18 protein-coding genes, 2 tRNA genes and 1 rRNA gene are annotated in these 20058 nt (G+C 60.6%); 12 read left to right on the plus strand and 9 right to left on the minus strand.

Annotated elements, in window-relative coordinates; all coding sequences use genetic code 11:
* Positions 1-119 precede the first annotated feature (119 nt).
* From GH665_RS14845 to GH665_RS14860, 4 genes are all read right to left on the minus strand, one after another.
* Positions 120-195 (minus strand) — tRNA-Ala (locus GH665_RS14845).
* Positions 196-262: 67 nt separating this feature from the next.
* Positions 263-339: transfer RNA gene (locus GH665_RS14850), tRNA-Ile, on the minus strand.
* Positions 340-415: 76 nt separating this feature from the next.
* A 16S ribosomal RNA gene (locus GH665_RS14855) occupies positions 416-1946 on the minus strand.
* Positions 1947-2441: 495 nt separating this feature from the next.
* Positions 2442-3557: an AI-2E family transporter gene (locus GH665_RS14860; protein WP_174771721.1), complete on the minus strand. Its 1116-nt coding sequence runs from the start codon at positions 3555-3557 to the stop codon at positions 2442-2444.
* A gap of 271 nt (positions 3558-3828) precedes the next feature.
* Between GH665_RS14860 and GH665_RS14865 the strand changes: the two genes are divergently transcribed.
* The 4 genes from GH665_RS14865 to GH665_RS14880 all read left to right on the plus strand — a co-directional run bounded on the left by GH665_RS14865 (position 3829) and on the right by GH665_RS14880 (position 7764).
* The gene (locus tag GH665_RS14865; protein ID WP_153136496.1) at positions 3829-5043 is read left to right on the plus strand and encodes a DUF2863 family protein; all 1215 of its coding nucleotides are present in this window, start codon (positions 3829-3831) and stop codon (positions 5041-5043) included.
* 216 nt (positions 5044-5259) lie between these two features.
* Positions 5260-6135 carry a response regulator transcription factor gene (locus GH665_RS14870; RefSeq protein ID WP_153136497.1) on the plus strand — a complete coding sequence of 292 codons (876 nt, stop codon included), beginning with the start codon at positions 5260-5262 and terminating at the stop codon, positions 6133-6135.
* Between the two features lie 112 nt (positions 6136-6247).
* Complete coding sequence (locus GH665_RS14875) at positions 6248-6922, plus strand: energy-coupling factor ABC transporter permease (protein WP_153138487.1); 675 nt, start codon at positions 6248-6250, stop codon at positions 6920-6922.
* A gap of 167 nt (positions 6923-7089) precedes the next feature.
* Complete coding sequence (locus GH665_RS14880) at positions 7090-7764, plus strand: BspC domain-containing protein (protein WP_153136498.1); 675 nt, start codon at positions 7090-7092, stop codon at positions 7762-7764.
* Between the two features lie 107 nt (positions 7765-7871).
* Here GH665_RS14880 and GH665_RS14885 read toward each other — a convergent pair whose 3' ends face one another.
* Positions 7872-9026: a M14 family metallopeptidase gene (locus GH665_RS14885; protein ID WP_153136499.1), complete on the minus strand. Its 1155-nt coding sequence runs from the start codon at positions 9024-9026 to the stop codon at positions 7872-7874.
* Between the two features lie 34 nt (positions 9027-9060).
* Complete coding sequence (yaaA, locus tag GH665_RS14890) at positions 9061-9843, minus strand: peroxide stress protein YaaA (protein ID WP_153136500.1); 783 nt, start codon at positions 9841-9843, stop codon at positions 9061-9063.
* A 58-nt stretch (positions 9844-9901) separates the two neighbouring features.
* Here yaaA and GH665_RS14895 point away from each other — a divergent pair, with 58 nt between their 5' ends.
* Together GH665_RS14895 and GH665_RS14900 are read left to right on the plus strand one after the other, a co-directional pair.
* Complete coding sequence (locus GH665_RS14895) at positions 9902-10384, plus strand: putative toxin-antitoxin system toxin component, PIN family (RefSeq protein WP_153136501.1); 483 nt, start codon at positions 9902-9904, stop codon at positions 10382-10384.
* A gap of 135 nt (positions 10385-10519) precedes the next feature.
* Positions 10520-11692: a pyridoxal phosphate-dependent aminotransferase gene (locus tag GH665_RS14900; RefSeq protein ID WP_153136502.1), complete on the plus strand. Its 1173-nt coding sequence runs from the start codon at positions 10520-10522 to the stop codon at positions 11690-11692.
* A gap of 115 nt (positions 11693-11807) precedes the next feature.
* On the opposite strand, the gene GH665_RS14905 is transcribed toward GH665_RS14900, so the two are convergent.
* Entirely contained in the window at positions 11808-12455 is a 648-nt protein-coding gene (locus GH665_RS14905; protein ID WP_153136503.1) for a glutathione S-transferase family protein, read from the minus strand.
* Positions 12456-12581: 126 nt separating this feature from the next.
* Between GH665_RS14905 and GH665_RS14910 the strand changes: the two genes are divergently transcribed.
* From GH665_RS14910 to GH665_RS14935, 6 genes are all read left to right on the plus strand, one after another.
* The gene (locus GH665_RS14910; RefSeq protein WP_153136504.1) at positions 12582-14138 is read left to right on the plus strand and encodes a 3-hydroxyacyl-CoA dehydrogenase; all 1557 of its coding nucleotides are present in this window, start codon (positions 12582-12584) and stop codon (positions 14136-14138) included.
* The gene (locus GH665_RS14915) at positions 14135-14923 is read left to right on the plus strand and encodes an oxepin-CoA hydrolase, alternative type (RefSeq protein WP_153136505.1); all 789 of its coding nucleotides are present in this window, start codon (positions 14135-14137) and stop codon (positions 14921-14923) included. Before GH665_RS14910 ends, GH665_RS14915 begins: the two co-directional genes overlap by 4 nt.
* Positions 14924-14954: 31 nt before the next feature.
* Positions 14955-15671 carry a histidine phosphatase family protein gene (locus GH665_RS14920; protein WP_153136506.1) on the plus strand — a complete coding sequence of 239 codons (717 nt, stop codon included), beginning with the start codon at positions 14955-14957 and terminating at the stop codon, positions 15669-15671.
* A 20-nt stretch (positions 15672-15691) separates the two neighbouring features.
* On the plus strand, positions 15692-16798 hold the full coding sequence (locus GH665_RS14925; RefSeq protein WP_153136507.1) for a phosphotransferase: 1107 nt from the start codon (positions 15692-15694) through the stop codon (positions 16796-16798).
* Positions 16799-16860: 62 nt separating this feature from the next.
* Positions 16861-18120 carry an acyl-CoA dehydrogenase family protein gene (locus GH665_RS14930; protein ID WP_153136508.1) on the plus strand — a complete coding sequence of 420 codons (1260 nt, stop codon included), beginning with the start codon at positions 16861-16863 and terminating at the stop codon, positions 18118-18120.
* A 135-nt stretch (positions 18121-18255) separates the two neighbouring features.
* Positions 18256-18957 carry a glutathione binding-like protein gene (locus GH665_RS14935; protein ID WP_153136509.1) on the plus strand — a complete coding sequence of 234 codons (702 nt, stop codon included), beginning with the start codon at positions 18256-18258 and terminating at the stop codon, positions 18955-18957.
* A gap of 154 nt (positions 18958-19111) precedes the next feature.
* Here GH665_RS14935 and GH665_RS14940 read toward each other — a convergent pair whose 3' ends face one another.
* A complete protein-coding gene (locus tag GH665_RS14940) occupies positions 19112-19591 on the minus strand; it encodes a MaoC family dehydratase (protein WP_153136510.1) in 480 nt (159 codons plus the stop codon).
* Positions 19588-20046 carry a MaoC family dehydratase gene (locus GH665_RS14945; RefSeq protein ID WP_030102886.1) on the minus strand — a complete coding sequence of 153 codons (459 nt, stop codon included), beginning with the start codon at positions 20044-20046 and terminating at the stop codon, positions 19588-19590. Before GH665_RS14945 ends, GH665_RS14940 begins: the two co-directional genes overlap by 4 nt.
* Positions 20047-20058: the final 12 nt, after the last annotated feature.

Raw genomic sequence — 20058 nt, forward strand, 5'->3', positions numbered from 1 at the left:
AGCCGATATCGCAGTTGCTATAACCGCGTATCACTCTGACTGGCTCAATCGCCAATGCCTGTTTCACTACACCGCAAACCCCTTTCAAGGTTTGCCGCAGTAAAACCGGCATTGAAGATTGGTGGAGGATGACGGGATCGAACCGACGACCCCCTGCTTGCAAAGCAGGTGCTCTCCCAGCTGAGCTAATCCCCCAGTCATGCACAGACCATCATCACACTTCGGGGTTCATCGACTAGCGCAGCCATCGCAGACAAGACAATGGTGGGTCTGGATGGATTCGAACCATCGACCCCCGCCTTATCAAGACGGTGCTCTAACCGACTGAGCTACAGACCCCTCAGTCTGTCTGACTTACTGTCTAATTTCACAGCCGATAAGCGTGAGCGCTCAACGTTCGACACGTTAGCTCGAGAAAGGAGGTGATCCAGCCGCACCTTCCGATACGGCTACCTTGTTACGACTTCACCCCAGTCATGAATCCTACCGTGGTGACCGTCCTCCTTGCGGTTAGACTAGCCACTTCTGGTAAAACCCACTCCCATGGTGTGACGGGCGGTGTGTACAAGACCCGGGAACGTATTCACCGCGGCATGCTGATCCGCGATTACTAGCGATTCCAGCTTCACGCACTCGAGTTGCAGAGTGCGATCCGGACTACGATCGGTTTTCTGGGATTGGCTCCCCCTCGCGGGTTGGCGACCCTCTGTTCCGACCATTGTATGACGTGTGAAGCCCTACCCATAAGGGCCATGAGGACTTGACGTCATCCCCACCTTCCTCCGGTTTGTCACCGGCAGTCTCCCTAGAGTGCTCTTGCGTAGCAACTAGGGACAAGGGTTGCGCTCGTTGCGGGACTTAACCCAACATCTCACGACACGAGCTGACGACAGCCATGCAGCACCTGTGTTATGGCTCCCTTTCGGGCACTCCCACCTCTCAGCAGGATTCCATACATGTCAAGGGTAGGTAAGGTTTTTCGCGTTGCATCGAATTAATCCACATCATCCACCGCTTGTGCGGGTCCCCGTCAATTCCTTTGAGTTTTAATCTTGCGACCGTACTCCCCAGGCGGTCAACTTCACGCGTTAGCTACGTTACCAAGTCAATGAAGACCCGACAACTAGTTGACATCGTTTAGGGCGTGGACTACCAGGGTATCTAATCCTGTTTGCTCCCCACGCTTTCGTGCATGAGCGTCAGTATTGGCCCAGGGGGCTGCCTTCGCCATCGGTATTCCTCCACATCTCTACGCATTTCACTGCTACACGTGGAATTCTACCCCCCTCTGCCATACTCTAGCCCGCCAGTCACAAATGCAGTTCCCAGGTTAAGCCCGGGGATTTCACATCTGTCTTAGCGGACCGCCTGCGCACGCTTTACGCCCAGTAATTCCGATTAACGCTTGCACCCTACGTATTACCGCGGCTGCTGGCACGTAGTTAGCCGGTGCTTATTCTTCCGGTACCGTCATCCGCCCCGGGTATTAACCAGAGCGTTTTCTTTCCGGACAAAAGTGCTTTACAACCCGAAGGCCTTCTTCACACACGCGGCATTGCTGGATCAGGGTTGCCCCCATTGTCCAAAATTCCCCACTGCTGCCTCCCGTAGGAGTCTGGGCCGTGTCTCAGTCCCAGTGTGGCTGGTCGTCCTCTCAGACCAGCTACAGATCGTCGCCTTGGTAGGCCTTTACCCCACCAACTAGCTAATCTGCCATCGGCCGCCCCTGTAGCGAGAGGTCCTAAGATCCCCCCCTTTCCTCCGTAGAGCGTATGCGGTATTAATCCGGCTTTCGCCGGGCTATCCCCCACTACAGGACACGTTCCGATGTATTACTCACCCGTTCGCCACTCGCCACCAGGGTTGCCCCCGTGCTGCCGTTCGACTTGCATGTGTAAGGCATGCCGCCAGCGTTCAATCTGAGCCAGGATCAAACTCTTCAGTTCAAACCTGTTACTGTTTTTCGGTCTCTTTCGAAACCGGTCGCTCACTCAACGTACTGACGAATGATTAACCTGCCGGTGTGAATCCACCCCGACAGGAAAACCTTCCTTTAATACTCGTGTGAGACTTGATACTTTCGCTTCCGGCAGACCCCGAAGAGTCCACCGCGCGTCGCGCATCAAGCGCCCACACTTATCGGCTGTTAATTTTTAAAGATCAAATACGCATTCACCACCGAATCCGCACCGTGTCGCCCACCTGCTCAACCACCGGTACCGCTTCGTTCTGCGTCGCTGCATCAGCAGCAGAGAAACGAGATTATGAAGAACTTTCGCTACATCGTCAACAGGTTTTTATCACTTCCTGAACCCGTTCACGTCGCGCAAAGCCTTGCCACTACTGGCTCTCCCGCTTCCCGTGCCCCGGCGTCCGGAGCACGAAAGAGCGAGATTCTAGCGAGCCGGACCCCGCCTTGCAAGCGTTATCTGGAATTTATTTCAGGGCCCCTTTTCTATGCGCCTCGGCTCATCGACAACCGGCACTTCCACCTCGGATATCGGGACGTGCGCCGCCGGGGCGCCGATCGTCCAATCGTGCAGCACGGTATAGGCAACCGCCAGCAACGTTGGGCCGATGAAAACGCCAAGGAAGCCAAAAGCAAACGCACCGCCCAGGATACCCAGCATCACCAGGATCAGCGGCATGTCACTACTCTTGCCGATCAAAATCGGCTTGATGACATTGTCGGACATGCCGACCACCAGCACGCCCCACACGACCAGAAAGATTGCCCAACCCGTTGCGTCGCCGTGATACAACCAGATCGCCGCGGGCAACCAGACGATAACCGGGCCGCCCGGTATGACTGACAGGAAGAATGTCGCCAGCCCAAGCAGCGCCGGCGCCGGGACGCCCGCAATCCAGCATCCGAATCCGGCAAGAATGCCTTGCACAAGCGCGGTGCCGAGGATCCCGTAGACCACGCCCTTCACCGTGCTGCCCGCCAGTGTCAACAGATAATCGGCGCGTTCGCCGGCGATACGCCGCATGCCCGCCCGCAACCAGGCCGCCGCGCCCTCCCCGCCGGTATAAAAGAAAAATGCAAGCACGATACTCAGCGCCAGCAATCCCAGACCGTGCGTAACAGCGATCGCAGCCGCCAGGATCCACTTGCCGGCCGGCGCCGCAAGCGCACGCATTTGCGCGATCAGTTCGGAGTTGCTACTCGTTACATTCGCCCAAAACGCCTCGATGTTCGAGCCGACCAGCGGAATTCTCCCCACCCACGGCGGCAGATCCGGCAAGCCAGCCTCAAAGAGCCGCTGTACCATCGCGACGATCTCATGCACGTGTGCACCGAACGCAAAGCCTGCATAGACAAACGGGCCAAGCACCACAACCAGAATGATGAGCACGATCAATGTCGCGGCCAGCTTCCGCCGCCCACCAACTGCCGCAGTGAGCCGCCGGTACAAGCCCCACGAGCTATAACTGAGGATGGCGCCCCACAACAGCGCAGTCGTAAAAGGCGCAAGCACCAGCAGGGAGCCGCCTACCAGTATGATCAACGCGAACACTGCGGCGAGACGTTCAATCAGTTGGTCCGATTTCACTATGAATCTCCTGTTGCGCCAGACCACAGCGACGAATAGGCATGCACCTGCCAGGCGCCCACTGACCGCAGTCAGTATAGAAGCGAGTCCCGCTCCCGGGCATGTCTTATATCATCCGGCCAGGATGCCATGCAACGCATCTGACAGCGCCCGCCACAGCCTGATTTTCAATGCGAGAACGTCCTAATCCATCCCGCATAGCCGGCTAAATAATATGGCGGCATAGAAAAGACTAGAATATAAGGTTCTGTGCCCCCCAAATTCTGGATTTATGCGCTCGCGAATCGCCAAACGTCTCCCCCCCGATGCCGACAAGCTTGTCGGTCTTTCGCTCGCGCTTTTCGCGTCGGGCAGCCGCACCGAGGATCGCTTCTGGGAAGCGAAGCTCGATGTGTTGCTGGCCAAGATCATCCGCAACGCCAATCAGACAACGCTGGACGCCGCGCTCGATCATCTGCAGCAGAATCATCCTGATGCTTACGGCGCACTCGCCGACATGGCGGAAACGCACAGCGAGTCGTTCATCCTCGAACACGAAGGTGTTCCTTATGAAGCGCTGCTGATTGCTGCGCCGGTGCTGGCCTGGACTCGTTACATGATTCCTTCCGGCCCGCTCAAAACGGACGCGGCCGACGCGCTGCGTGCGCATCTGCAGGCGCACGTGCTCGCGGCCAATACGCGTGTCGCCATGGTGCCGTTCCTTTACAGCATCGACCAACTGCCGCGTCACCACGTCGAAACCTGGCGTATTGCCCAGCAGCTCGCTCAGGCAGCTATGGCCGGCGGTAACGTCAAACTTAATTTTGGCGAACTGCCGGAAACCTCGCCAATCCTCGCCGACCCGCGTTTTCTGCTGGCCGTGGTCGCGGCGCCGGTAGGCGAGCCGGCATTTCGCTGGCAGGAGGAGGAGAACGGCAGCCGGATCGAGCGCGGTCAATGCCTCGAACAATGGGCGACGCAAGGCGGCGCCAATCTGTCGCTGGTGCTGCCCGGATGTGAATTCGAGTGCCTGCTGCCGGATGCCTACTATTCAGCCTGCCGCGACGCCGACGAAAGTGTGCGCCCTCACACGGTACGTACCGCCGTGCGTTATCTGTTCGACACAATCGGCGCGGCGCCACAGGAGTTGCGCGCGGTTGTCGCAGGCTTCGGCGAGCGTCGGATCGACGAATATCGCGTCGGCTTCACACGCAAGGGCAGCAATGATGTGATCTACGGCGTCGTGTGGCCACTTTATGGCCGCGAAAATGGCGAGCCCGGCATTGATGAAGAACCGCAAGAGACGGCTGCATCAGACGACCCGCTCGAAGAAATCGTCGCCTTGCTCAAGGAAACCGGCGTGACAGACGTGCGCCGTCACGCGGGCCGCTTCGAGCCGGAATATTGCGATGACTGCGGTGTCCCCCTCTATGCCGACCCGCTTGGCGAAATCGTCCATGCCGAAATGCCGGAGGACGCGGAGCCCGCGCAACCGCATTTCCACTGATTCACGGGTGCCGGCGTCACTGCGCCGCAGCGTCGACATCAAGAAGCCCCGCCGAGCGCGGGGTTTTTTTATGCCATTCCTCCTATGCCTTTTGGACAGGCCGTCAAAACGAAGGGAATTTGTCATCATGGTGCCGGTGGCGCATCGTCATGCTCCCGGCACCCCGCCGGCCCGCACGCATCGCGCCACCTCGTCCGATTCATCTGGAGACATGGCATGCGATTCTCAATACTCAACTCAGACGCGGAACGACGCGACGGACTCAAGGCGCTGCTGCGGCAAATCGATCGGCTGGCGCGCTTTAACGAATCACAGGATTGGCGTCAGGTTGAACGTACCCTCAAGCGCCTGCTGCCCGACCTGCTCGTGATCGATTGGCAGGACTGGATGTCGGTTGACGATGCCCGTCATCTGCTCAGCCATTACCCGGACCTGCGTATTGCCGTGCTGACCGACGACGCCTCTCCAGCCGTCGTGCGAAACCTCATGGACGAAGGTGTGCTCGGCGTGATTCCGCGCGAAACCGACCCGTGTCTGATCGTGCGCGCTTTCGAGATGGTTCTGCTGGGGGGTCACTATGTGCCACCGGGCGCGTTGGCACTCAACCCTCCGCTACCGCCGGACTCCGCCATCCGGCCGTTTGACGAAAAAAATCCGCCGCCGCGCCGGACCAGACTTTCCACCGGACTGTCGCCTCGCCAGCAGCAGATCATGCGCTGCGTCCACATGGGCAGCACCAACAAAATGATCGCGCGCACGCTCGGCATCAGCGAAGGCACCGTCAAGATCCACCTGACCAGCATATTCCAGCAACTCGGAGCGCCTAACCGCGCCGCCGCGGTCGCGCTTTACAACGGCTGGCTGTCGGCTCATTTGCAAGTACTGCGCAACGATCACGAAGGTCCGGTTCGTCCGGTCATGGGGCAAGCAGGCGTGGTGCCGTTGCGGCGCCGTACGTCGCGGCGTTTCCAGTATCCGTTGCCCGCGAACGACACGCCGGGCACGCTGCCAATGGCAGCCGAACCGAACACGCCATACGGCGACGCGCCCGCCGGGCCGGCATCGGAACAGGCTACGCAAGGTCCGGCATGACGTCAGCCGACGCGCGCGCCAGAATCGGAACACGCACTTTCTGGCAGCGTTCATGCCGGCTGGCATGGAATCCGCTCACACCTTTTCTCGTCCAACGAGTAATATGAGATACATGGGTTTCCTCTACACACCGCTTCCGTTCTGGGTCGCTGTCGGTGGCTGGATCGCCACTGCGATAGTGGTCGCGCTCGCGCTGTGGAAAAATCCTTTCAAACGACTTCAGGACGGCACACTCCAGCATGTCTGGCTCGCGATCATTGTCGCGGTGTCGGTGCTGTGGGCGAGCAACGCGTGGCTCGACGACGGCACGGTCATGCATCTGCTCGGCGCCACGCTGGTCGTCACGTTGTTCGATTGGGGACTGGCGCTGATCGCCATGGCAATAGTCACCGGTCTTGCCGCCGTCGTCTTCGACGCGCCCTGGCAGGGCATCGCAGTGACTTTTCTCGTGTTCGGTGCGCTGCCTGTCGGCATCTCGACCTTGATCCAGCGCGCCAGCATCGCGTGGCTGCCGCGTAACCTCTTCATGTTTATCTTCGGCCAGGGTTTTGTCTCACCCGCCATTGCCGTATCGTTCACGGCGGCCGCGGCACTCGGCATCCACATCGCGCTCGCCGGCGGTTCGATGACCGTGGTGCCGGCCGGCTACGCGTTCAGCGTGCTTCTGCTGGCCACCGGCGAGGCATGGTTCACGGGCATGTCGACGGCATTGATCGCGGTCTACCGACCCGCGTGGGTTACCACTTATGATGTACGCCGATATCGATTGGGTGGCCCACGCACCTGACACGGGTGCGGCATCAAGCACCTATCCGTGACAATCGGCCATCTCGGCCCACAAGGCGCCTGAGTTCACGCACCGCGACAGGACAAAATATTTGTGTCAGGATTGAACTCATCCCTCTCGCCAGGCATCTTACGTGCCTCATGTCTCATTAGCGTCTAACGAACTAGATGGATCGCACCAACGTACCGCGCCGATTGCTGCGGTTGGTCGGCCGGTTAGCAACATTTGCAGCGAGTCTCTCGCTCATTTGCACTGCTCCCGCATACGCCGATCAACTCGAACAGCACAACGATCTCGTCAACAAATTTGTCAATGACATGCATGCGGATCCGCTTGTCGCGGATTGCGCTGCTCATGGCAACTTCGTTGCAAGTACATCGACCGCCTTCGACCATGTCGAATTTCCACCCAGTTCCTTCGACAGCGCGCATGCGTCGGTCACCCCCTGGAACGATTCGTTCGACGAGGGCAAACAGCGCGTCAAGGTGGATAACATCGTTACCGTCGAGGGCCTCGGCATCCCCCAGAGCGGTGGCGATCCAGCCGATCTCAAATTCCGCTGCGGCTACGTCGGCTCACAGATGCTCGCGTTCAGCTGGAACGATCCGGTGCCGCCCGCCCGGGCGCATAGCTCAGGCTCTGGCGGATCGCGCGCGTCCTCCGGCAAGCATAAGAGCGTGAAGGGCAAGCACTCCTCCAGTGGCAAAACCACCAAAAAAGCGACCGGAAAGACGTCGAAGGCAAGCTCGGGGAAATCTCCGCGAGCAGCTTCCAGCAAATCTTCTGGCAAGTCTTCAAGCAAATCGACCGCAAAGAAGTCCCCGGCGAAAAAGACTCAATAACGAGCATGACCTGCGGCCGTTTCAACTAACCTGCGCCGCGCGTCATACCCCAAAAAAACGGGGCACACACTTCGGAAGTGTGTGCCCCGTTTTCATACGGTATCCGGTCAGGCAAACGTCTCTACGTGCCGCAAAATCGCCTGCAGCATGGCGGCGCCCAGCGACGCGCTACGCTCGCCGTTCCAGCCCACCCGCTCGTCCGGCAAGTTGGCGTTGTCCTTGAACGGCATCTCCAGCGTCAACGACAAACAACCGAATTCGTTGCCGATGTACTTTGAAGCCAGCTTGAGCGCGTCTTCACGATACTTGCTCGCAGCATAGCCGTACTTGTCCTGGAAATCCGGACTCGCATGCTTGAATGCTTCGATGAACGCTTTCTGCTCTTCTCCCTGCCGCTCCGTGAAACCGGGCAGCATTTCGGAGCCGGCCACGAACACGTACGGCAGCGCCTCGTCGCCGTGGATATCGAAAAAGAGATCGCAACCGGTCGCGTGAATCGCGTCACGCACCACCAGCACCTCCGGACTGCGCGCGGCGTCCGGCTCCATCCATTCGCGGTTCAGGTTCGCACCGGTCGCGTTGGTGCGCAGATTGCCGTGCACGCTGCCGTCCGGATTCATATTCGGCACGATGTAGAACACCGCGTGATCGTAGAGCTTGCGCGCCACCGGGTCGCCCGCCCAATCGCCCCAACCCGCGAGACGCTTGACGAGACCTTCGATAAACCACTCGGCCATCGTCTCGCCAGGATGCTGGCGCGCGATCAGCCAGATCTTCTTTTTCGGCGTGTCACCGGTTTGCGGTGTGCCAAGCGTCAGCAAAGACATCGGCCGACCTTCGACGGTTTTGCCCAACTCCGTTAGCGTGGCCTGCGGCATCTGCTGGACCGCACCGAGAAATTCCGAATGACGTTCCTCGCTATACGGCTCGAAATACGCGTAGTAGACGCGGTCGAATTCCGGCGTGTGGTCGATGGTCAACACACGGCCATCGTAAGAGGTCGGCACACGGAACCAGTTCACCCGGTCATAGCTTGCCACCGCCTGGTAGTCGCGCCAGCCTTCGGCGAAAGCGCATGCCGCGGCATTCTCGAAGGTCATCACGCAGCGCTCGCCGGCCGCACCGGACAAACGGAAATAAAACCACTGCGCGAACTCGGCGTGACTGTCGGGCCGCACGCGCAGACGGATGTTGCCGGCGTCTTCGCAGGCCAGCACTTCGATCGCACCCGCGTCGAAGTTGCTCGTAATCGATAACGTCATGATGTTCTTCCCTGCTTGTGCGCGCCGCGATCGCCTAGTCAGCGATACGGCGACGGAATACGTAGGTGGAATCGTTCGAGGCCTCGGCGTTGAACGCGTAGCCTTCGGCGTCGAAATCCTTCAACTGTTCGGGCTTGTCGAGACGGTTTTCGACCGCGTAGCGCGCCATCAGGCCGCGCGCGCGCTTGGCGTGGAAACTGATGATCTTGTAGCGGCCGCCCTTCCAGTCTTCAAACACGGGGGTGACGATCGGCGCTTCGAGCACCTTGGGTTTGACGGACTTGAAGTACTCACCGGAAGCGCAGTTGACCAGCACGCGTGAAGCGGCAGCGCGCTTCTTCAGTTGCGCATTCAAAGCCTGCGTGATCCGTTCGCCCCAGAACGCGTATAGATCCTTGCCGCGCGTATTGGCAAAACGCGTACCCATTTCGAGGCGGTACGGTTGCAGCAGATCGAGCGGGCGCAGCAATCCGTACAGGCCGGAAAGCACCCGCACGTGATTCTGCGCGTAATCCAGATCGGCCGACGACAAGGTCCTGGCGTTGAAGCCTTCATACACATCGCCGTTGAACGCGAGCACGGCCTGCTTGGCGTTGTGCGTACCGAAACTGGGCGACCAGTCTGCGTAACGCTGAAAATTGAGGTGGGCGAGCTGATCCGAAATACTCATCAACGAACTGATCTGTTGCGGCGACAAAAGACGCAATCCGCCGATCAATTCGGCCGCATCGTCGACGAAATCGGGGATCGTGTGCTTTTTGACATGCGGAGGGGTTTCGTAGTCGAGCGATTTCGCCGGTGACAGAACGATTATCATAGAGGCCTTGCAGGCACGCCGTGCCTGGCGGTCAAAGACGAAAGCCAGATTGTAACGAATGCCCGGTTCCCATGCCTCACACGGCGCTTTGCGCGTCGTCCTCGATTCCAATGTCTGGATCGATATTCTCGTGTTCGACGATCCGCACACGCGGCCGATCCGCGCCGCGCTCGAAAATGGCGCGCTCGCCGCGCTGATCGACGCGCGCTGCCTCGCCGAGCTCACCTACGTGCTCGACTATCCGCAATTCGTGCATCGCAATGTCGACAAAGCGGCGGCGCTGGCCGTCGTGGCACGCCTCGCGCAGTTGGTCGAACCGGCCGCCCCCGCGGAAGATACCAGGCCGTTGCCCAAATGCAAAGACCGCGACGACCAGAAATTCCTCGAACTCGCGCACGCCGCGCAGGCCGACTGGCTGGTGTCGAAAGACCGCGCGGTATTGAAACTCGCCAAGCGGATTGCGCGCGACTTCGGTTTCCAGATTGCACAGCCGGCACCGTTCGTCAGCGCGTGTATGACAGTCGGGCCGGCGTCCCTATGACCCCTGGCCGGATGGCCAACATTGAGGCGAACGCGCGCACGTAGCGCCGCGATTCCCTACAATCAGGCTTCGTCCTTGTCGAACGACGCCCTCCGTTAATTCACCTATTCACCCGACCACGCTCCGGACAGCGCCATGAATGCACCGCACGACACGCCCATGAGTCCCTCGTTTCCGTCTCGCCTGCCAGACGTCGGCACAACGATTTTCACCGTGATGAGCGCGCTCGCCGCCGAGAAAGGCGCGGTGAACCTCGGCCAGGGTTTTCCCGATTTCGGCTGCGATCCCCGCATTGTCGACGCAGTCGCGAACGCCATGCGCGACGGCCACAATCAATATCCGCCGATGGCCGGCGCCGCGCCGCTGCGTCAGGCGATTTCGGACAAGATCGCGAACCTGTACGGCCGCCGCTACGACGCCGCGAGCGAGATCACCGTGACGGCGGGCGCCACCCAGGCGCTGCTAACCGCGATTCTCTGCACCGTGCATCCGGGCGACGAAGTGATCGTGATCGAGCCGAACTACGACAGCTACGTGCCGTCGATCGAACTGGCCGGCGGCAAGCCGGTATTCGTTACGCTCGAGGCGCCCGACTACGCGATCCCGTTTGACAAGCTCGCCGCCGCGATCACGCCGAAAACGCGGCTCCTGCTGATCAACACACCACACAATCCGACCGGTACGGTCTGGCGTGCGGAAGACATGCGCAAGCTCGAAGAGATCGTGCGCGGCACCAACGTGCTGATTCTCTCCGATGAAGTGTACGAACACATGGTGTACGACGGCGCACCGCACGAAAGCGTGGCGCGCTATCCGGAACTGGCGCAGCGCAGCTTCGTCGTGTCGAGCTTCGGCAAGACCTATCACGTCACCGGTTGGAAAGTCGGCTACGTTGCCGCACCCGCTGCGCTCACCGCTGAATTTCGTAAAGTGCATCAGTTCAACGTGTTCACGGTCAACACGCCGATGCAGATCGGCCTCGCGGACTACATGAAGGATCCGGCACCGTATCTGGATCTACCCGCGTTTTATCAGAAGAAACGCGACTTCTTCCGCGCCGGCCTCGCGAACTCACGCTTCAAGCTGCTGCCTTGCACGGGCACGTACTTTCAGTGCGTCGATTATTCGGCGATCAGCGATCTTCCCGAAGCCGAATTCGCGCAATGGCTGACCGGCGAAATCGGTGTCGCGGCGATTCCCGTGTCGGCGTTCTATCACGAGGCACATGAATCGGGCGTGGTGCGCTTCTGCTTCGCCAAGCAAGAAGCAACCCTCGCCACCGCGCTCGACCGGCTGGCGCGGCTCTAGAGTGCCCTGCGCGATGCCGCGAACGAAGCCACGTTCCTCGCCATCGCGCGCAGCAGTTCACGCGTGCGTTGCACGCGCAGGTTCATTTCGCCCGCGACACGGCCATCGCCTCGCTTCAGGCCGGGCGCGAGGCCGCGACAGCCGCTTTACGATCCTCGCTCACGCGCTGCGCGGCCGGCCGGGCGTTGATCGCCTTCACATAGCTTTTCCAGTCCACGCCCGCGTCGAGCAGGAAATCGCGGCCATAGATGGTCTGCGTCGCCATACCGACCAGCGGCAGGCTCACATACCCTGCTGCGTCGGCGACACTGAAACGCTCGCCGCGCAAATACGGCCCGAATTTCGCGATCCGCTTGAAGCCGGCAATGTGATGTACGAGCAGCTTCTCGACACGCCCCTTGGTCGCGTCGGTCACGGTCCCGCCGAAGAACGCTTCTTTATAGAGGTTGCGCACGGTCAGTTCGAGATGCACATCCACGAACGTGATCAACTCGCGCTCCTTGGCCGCTTCCCACGGGTCAGCGGAGAAAATCGCCTTGTCGGGAAAACGCGCGGCCAGATATTCGACGATGGCTTGCGATTCGCACAGATCGCCCTGTTCAGTCTGAATATAGGGCACCTTGCCGAGCGGAGAATGCTCGAGCATCGCCTCTTCCTGGCTCGGCTTCACGAACACTTCCTCGAACGGAATGCCGTGTTCGAGGAGCACGAACTTCACCTTGTTGTAATAGTTAGAGAGCGCGAAACCGCACAGCTTGATCATCAGGTGTCCCCTTTCTTAAGGTTGTTTGAGACCGCCCGTCAAAATCAACGCAGCGGCCTTCGATCAATCATCCAGTAAATTGCACGATCGTGCTATTCTAAAATAACCATGGAGTCGAGCAACACAATGACCTCTCGCAATTTCAGCATCGAGACTATCGGCATTGTCGGAACCGGTGCAATGGGCCGCGGCATCGCTCAAATTGCCGCGCTGGCGGGTCTCACCGTGCGTCTTTACGACACGAACCCCGTCGCGATCGGCGCCGCGCGCGACTACCTTGCCGAGACTTTCGCCAAATTAACCGCCAAAGGCAAGCTCGACCAGGCCCGCTCGCTCGCCGCGCTGGCGAACGTGAGCGGCGCGCAGGTCATCGGCGATCTGGCCGACTGCGATCTGGTCGTCGAGGCGATCGTCGAAAAACTCGATGTGAAGCAGGCCCTCTTTCGCGAGCTCGAAACGGTGGTGAGCGGCCTGTGCGTGCTGGCGTCGAACACTTCGTCGCTGTCGATTACGGCAATTGCCGCGGGGTGTACGAATCCGTCGCGGGTAGCTGGCTATCACTTCTTCAATCCGGTTCCGTTGATGAAGGTCGTCGAGGTGATCGACGGCCTGCGCAGCGATCCCGCTGTGGGCGACGCGCTGATGGATCTCGCGCGCCGCATGGGGCACACGCCGGTGCGCGCGAAAGATATGCCCGGTTTCATTGTCAATCACGCCGGCCGCGGTATGAATACCGAGGGTTTGCGGGTGGCCGGCGAAGGCGTTGCGAGCTTCGCCGACATCGACCGCATCATGCGCGAGCAGGCAGGCTTTCGCCTCGGCCCGTTCGAACTGCTCGATCTGACCGCACTCGACGTTTCGCATCCGGTGATGGAATCGATCTATCACCAGTTCTATGAGGAACCGCGCTTCACACCCTCGCCAATCACGGGCACGCGGCTCGCGGGCGGACTGATCGGCCGTAAAACGGGCGAAGGCTTTTACCGCTATGAAAACGGCAAGCAGCAAGTGCCTGCGGAAGCGCCCGCGCCAACTGAACTGCCGCATAGCGTGTGGGTCAGCAAGCGCTATCCGCGAGCGCATGACGCCGTCGTACGACTCATCGCCAAGGCCGGCGTCAAGCTCGACGAAGGCACCACGCCCGCAGCGGACTCGCTGATCGTCGTGACGCCGTTCGGTCATGACGCGACCACGGCCGCCGTCGAAGAAGCACTTGATGCAACGCGCGTTGTCGCTATCGATACCCTATTCCCCCTGGCCGTAGCGCCGCGCCGTACACTGATGACGACACCCGCCACCAGTCGGGCCGCGCGCGAGACCGCGCACGCGCTCTTTGCCGCCGACGGCGTTCCCGTCACCGTGATCCGCGACTCGACCGGCTTCGTCGCGCAACGTGTCGTGGCGACCATCGTCAACATCGGCTGCGACATCGCGCAAAAACAGATCGCGACGCCGGAAGACATCGATCTCGCCGTGACACTCGGCCTCGGCTACCCGCGCGGACCGCTCGCACTCGGCGATGCGCTCGGCGCGAACACGATCCTCACCATCTTGCGCAATATCCACAGCGTGCTCGGCGATCCACGCTATCGTCCGTCGCCCTGGCTTGCACGGCGCGCACAACTTGGCCTGTCGCTGACACAACGCGATGCCGCCGATACTCAAACGGAGACCCAACAATGAGCGCCGAACTGCTGACCTCGCGCCCGACCGAAAGCGAATCGACGTTAGTCCTCACGCTGTCGAACCCCGGCGCACGCAATGCGCTGCATCCCGACATGTATGCCGCGGGCATCGAAGCGCTTGAGTCAGTGGAGCGCGATCCATCCATACGCGCGGTTGTGATTGCCGGCGCGGACAATTTCTTTTGTGCCGGCGGCAATCTGAACCGCCTGCTGGAAAACCGCGCGAAAGATCCGTCGGTGCAGGCGGAAAGCATCGACCTGCTCGGCGAATGGATTTCGGCGCTGCGTTTATCGTCGAAGCCGGTGATTGCCGCCGTTGACGGGGCCGCAGCCGGTGCGGGATTTTCGCTCGCGCTCGCGTGCGATCTGATCGTTGCCGCGGATGATGCCAAATTTGTGATGTCGTACGCCCGCGTGGGTCTCACGCCCGATGGCGGCGGTTCGTGGTTTCTCGCACACGCGTTGCCGCGCCAGTTGGCGACCGAAGTGCTGATCGAAGGCAAACCGATCGGCGCCGCACGTCTGCACGATCTCGGCGTCGTCAACAAACTGGCGAAGACCGGCTCTGTGCGCGACACCGCTGTCGCCTGGGCCGACGAACTCGGCAAGATTTCGCCCAATTCGATCGCGCGCATCAAGGCGCTCATCGGCGCGGCCGGCACACAGCCGCTGGCTGAACATCTGGTCGCCGAACGCGACAGCTTCGTTGCCTCACTGCACCATCGCGACGGACTCGAAGGGATCTCCGCGTTCCTCGAAAAACGTGCGCCGGTCTACAAATGAACGCGAGCGAACCTAAGTGAACGAAGAGACAATGCCTGTATTCCAACTCCCTAAACGCCGTCGCATCTTCCTGATGCGTCACGGCGACGTGACCTACTTCGACGACTCTGGCCGTGCGATCGATCCTGAAACCGTGCCGTTGAACGCGAACGGCCGCGAGCAGGCAAGCGCCGCAGGCCGTGCTTTCGCCGCGCAGCAAATCCGCTTCGACCGGGTGATCGTGAGCGGTTTGCCGCGCACGGTCGAAACCGCGCAACGGGTGCTGGCCGAGACCGGTCAGCAGATCGAGCTCGATATCGAACCTGCGCTGCAGGAAATTCGCGGTGGCAAGCTGAGCAACATTCCACCACAGGATATCGAAGCAGCATTTCTCGGCGTGTTCGACGGCATCGTGCCGGAAAGTACCCGCTTTCTCGACGGCGAAACCATCGGTGAATTGTTCGACCGTGTGTTGCCCGCAGTGTCGGCGCTACGCGAGGACACATCGTGGGACACCGTACTGCTGGTGCTGCACGGCGGAGTGAATCGCGCAATTCTGTCGCATGCGCTCACCGCAGGCGGCCGCACTTTTTTTGGTCACCTGGCGCAGGCCACCGGTTGCATCAACGCGCTCGACGTCGGCGCCGCGCCACGCGACTGGGTGCTGCGCACAATCAATTATTCACCGCCGTCGCCGCTCCATCGCGACGTTCGCAATACCACGATGGAAATGCTCTACGCACAATTCATTCAATACCAGCGTAGCTGAACCCGAACTGGAGGAGACATATGGTGCAAGCCACACAGACCGGCGAACCAGAACACAAACCGGATTATTCGGCTTTCGAGGGCACGCGCCCGGTCAATGAGCGGCAACGCTTCGACAGCGACGCGCTCGCCGCGTGGCTAACCCAGCATGTCGATGGATTTTCCGGACCGCTCACCCTGGAGCAATTTGCCGGCGGCCAGTCGAATCCCACCTTCAAACTCGTCACGCCGTCGCGCTCGTATGTGATGCGCGCGAAGCCCGGGCCGGCCGCGAAATTACTGCCCTCGGCGCACGCCGTCGAACGCGAATATCGCGTGATGCATGCGCTGGCCGGCACGGGGGTGCCGGTCGCCAATATGCTTGCGCTGTGCGAGGACGAAAGTGTGATCGGCCGGGCGTTCTACGTGATGGAATTTGTCGAAGGCCGCGTGCTGTGGGACCAGTCTTTACCAGGCATGACGCCTGCAGAGCGCACAGCGATCTACGATGAAATGAATCGCGTGATTGCCGCGCTGCATAGCGTCGACGTCACGGCAATCGGTCTTGCCGACTACGGCAAACCGGGCAATTACTTCGCACGCCAGATCGGCCGTTGGAGCAAACAGTACGTCGCCTCCGAAACCGAGCCGATCGACGCGATGCAGCGTCTGATCGAATGGCTGCCCCAGCATATGCCGGCGGAAACGAGCGAGCGCGCCTCGGTCGTGCACGGCGACTACCGGCTCGACAATCTGATCTTCCATCCCACCGAGCCGCGCGTATTGGCTGTACTCGACTGGGAACTGTCCACGCTCGGGGACCCGCTCGCCGACTTCGCGTATCACTGCATGGCGTGGCACGTCGACCCGGCGCAGTTTCGCGGCATTGCAGGCCTCGACTGGGCGGCCCTCGGCATTCCCGACGAAGCGCAATACGTCGAGCGCTATTGCAAGCGCACCGGCTTCGAGATCCACGGCGACTGGAACTTCTATCTGGCGTACAACATGTTCCGCATCGCCGCCATCCTGCAAGGGATCATGAAACGCGTGGTCGACGGCACTGCAGCCAGCGCTCAGGCGCTCGATGCCGGCCGCCGCGCGAAGCCGATGGCCGAGCTCGCGTGGCGCTACGCCCAGAAAGTACGTTAAACAACTCGGCGCTTCTGATTGCGCTCCTGAACAAACGTCGTTCGTCATCCGCGAGGTCATACATGAATTTCGATTACACCCCGAAGGTTCAGGCGCTGCGCGAGAAATTGCTCGCCTTCTTCGACGAGCACATCTATCCGAACGAGCAGGCCTTTTACGCCGAGATCGCGCGTAATCGCCAGAACGGCAACGCGTGGCTGCCGACCGAACTGATCGAACAACTGAAACAGAAGGCACGCGACGCCGGCTTGTGGAATCTGTTCCTGCCTGAATCAGTGCGCGGGGCCGGTCTGACAAATCTCGAGTACGCGCCGCTGTGCGAGATCATGGGCCGCGTGCCCTGGGCGCCGGAAGTGTTCAACTGCAACGCGCCCGACACCGGCAACATGGAAACGATCGAGCGTTACGGCAGCGACGACAACAAGCGCGAGTGGCTCGAACCGCTGTTGCAAGGGCACATTCGCTCGGCGTTTCTGATGACCGAGCCGGACGTGGCGTCGTCGGACGCGACCAATATCCAGACAAGCATCGTGCGCGATGGCGACACCTACGTGATCAACGGCCACAAGTGGTGGTCATCCGGTGCCGGGGATCCGCGCTGCAAGGTCTACATCGTGATGGGCAAGACCGATCCTGAGGCGCCGCGCCACTCGCAGCAGTCAATGATCCTGGTCCCCGCCGATGCCACCGGCATTACCGTGCACCGCCCTCTTACCGTGTTCGGCTACGACGACGCGCCGCACGGTCACATGGAAATCACGCTGCAGAACGTGCGCGTGCCGGCCAGCAACATGCTGCTCGGCGAAGGGCGCGGCTTCGAAATCGCTCAAGGCCGCCTCGGACCGGGACGCATCCACCACTGCATGCGTTTGATCGGTCTCGCTGAACGCGCGCTCGAACTCATGGCGAAACGTTCCATGCAACGCATCGCTTTCGGTAAGCCGGTTGCCGCGCAAGGCGTCACGCAGGAGCGTCTGGCCGAAGCGCGTTGCATGATCGAACAGGCGCGACTGCTGACGCTAAAAACCGCGTACATGATGGATACGGTCGGCAACAAGGGAGCGCGTGGCGAGATCGCCATGATCAAGGTGGTCGCGCCGAATATGGCATGCCAGGTGATCGACTGGGCAATTCAGGCGCACGGCGGCGGCGGTGTCAGCGACGATTTTCCGCTGGCGTATGCGTATGCATCCGCGCGGACGTTACGCTTCGCCGATGGGCCAGACGAAGTGCACCGCAACGCGATCGCAAAGCTCGAGCTGGCGCGCTATATGGATGCGGGTGCTGCGGCTCGCGTGGAGATGCCGGTTACCCGGGTTTGAGCGTTTGATCGCTTGAGGGCGTGTCCGGGCCCGGCTCATGAAGGCACCGCCAGCAGCATCGCTCGATCTGTGCTCTAATTTTTGTCAATTGCGGCGCCCTTTGCGGCGCCGCTTTCACGAAACGAAGGAGCCAGGATGATCGACGTCTATAGCTGGGCAACCCCGAACGGCCATAAAGTTCACATCATGCTCGAGGAAACGGGCCTCGCGTACACGGCGCATGGCATCGATATCGGTGCGGGCGACCAGTTCAAACCCGAATTCCTCGCGATTAGCCCGAACAACAAGATTCCGGCGATCACCGATTCCGAGGGTCCTAAAGGTGCCGACGGCAAGCCGTTCGCGCTATTCGAATCAGGCGCGATTCTGATTTACCTCGCGGAGAAAACCGGCAAGTTTCTGCCCACCGATCCGGCCGCACGCTATGCGACGCTGCAATGGCTGATGTTCCAGATGGGCGGTATCGGTCCGATGCTCGGGCAAACGCATCATTTCCGCATCTACGCGCCGGAGCCGATCGAATACGCGATCAATCGCTACACGAACGAAACGCGGCGTCTTTATGGCGTGATGGATACGCAGCTCGGCAAGACCAAATATCTGGCAGGCAATGACTACACGATCGCCGACATCGCGGCATTTCCCTGGACACGCTCGTGGCAGAACCAGGGTATCGAACTGGATGCATTTGCGAATGTGAAACGATGGCACGAAGAAATTGCCGCACGTCCTGCGGTGGTGCGCGGCGTCGAGGTGCTGGCGTCGGCCCGCAAGCCACTCATGGATGACAAAGCTAAAGAGATGCTGTTCGGCGCGACGCAGTACGCCAAGCGGTAGTCGCGCTGTCTGTACATGGCATCGGCGCTCATTGGGTTTGACGGTGAAATGCATGCAACTGCGGTATCGCCATCCATAGAAGCATAGATATAAAAAAGCGCGAGACGGCAATACGGCCGCTCGCGCTTTTTGCCAACCGGCCGGCTATGAACGCTTAGAAGTAGTGCCGCGTGATGAACTCCGCGACACATACCGGCCGCTCGCTGCCCTGCCGCTCCAGCGTCACATTCCATTCAACCTGCACGCCTGCGTTGTCGACGTCGGTGACGGATTCCACGGCAAACCGTGCACGCAGCTGCGAGCCGACCAGCACCGGCGACGTGAACCGCACACGATTCAATCCGTAATTGACGCCCATGCGCTGCTCGAGCACCACCGTCTTGCCAAGCAACGCCGGAATCAACGACAGCGTCATGAACCCATGCGCGACCGGACCACCAAACGGCGACTCACGCCGCGCCCGCTCGGGGTCGACATGAATCCATTGATGATCGCCGGTCGCTTCGGCGAAGCGATCGACGCTCGCCTGATCGACCGTTATCCAGTCGCTGACGAGTGGCTCGGCGCCAATCAGCGCACGCAAACCCGCTGCGTCGCCGAACGTCGCGGCGGCCGCCGCGCTGCTGCCCGTCACGACGCAGCTCCCGGATTGCGCAATCCAAACAAGCCTTTGGAGCGCACGGTAATCACCGTTTCACCATGCTGGTTGATGCCCTCCCACTGCGTCGATACGATGCCGCGATCCGGCTTGCTCTCCGAAACACGCTTGTCGAGCACAGCGTTCATCATCGTGATCGTGTCGCCGACGCGCACCGGCTTCAACCAGCGGATCTCGTCGATACCGGGCGAACCCATCGACGTGGAACCCGCGATCGCGTTACGCACCAGCATGCCCATCATGACGGAGCAGGTGTGCCAGCCGCTTGCGACCAGGCCGCGAAACGGCGACTCCGCAGCGGCGGCATCGTCCACGTGAAACGGTTGCGGATCGAACTTCTCCGCGAACTCGACAATCTCTTCACGCGTGAACGTGTGCTTGCCGATTTCGGTAGTCGTGCCGACTACCATGTCCTCGAAACTCAAACCCATCGCCACACCTCC

The organism is Paraburkholderia agricolaris, from assembly GCF_009455635.1.
Classification (GTDB): Bacteria; Pseudomonadota; Gammaproteobacteria; order Burkholderiales; family Burkholderiaceae; genus Paraburkholderia; species Paraburkholderia agricolaris.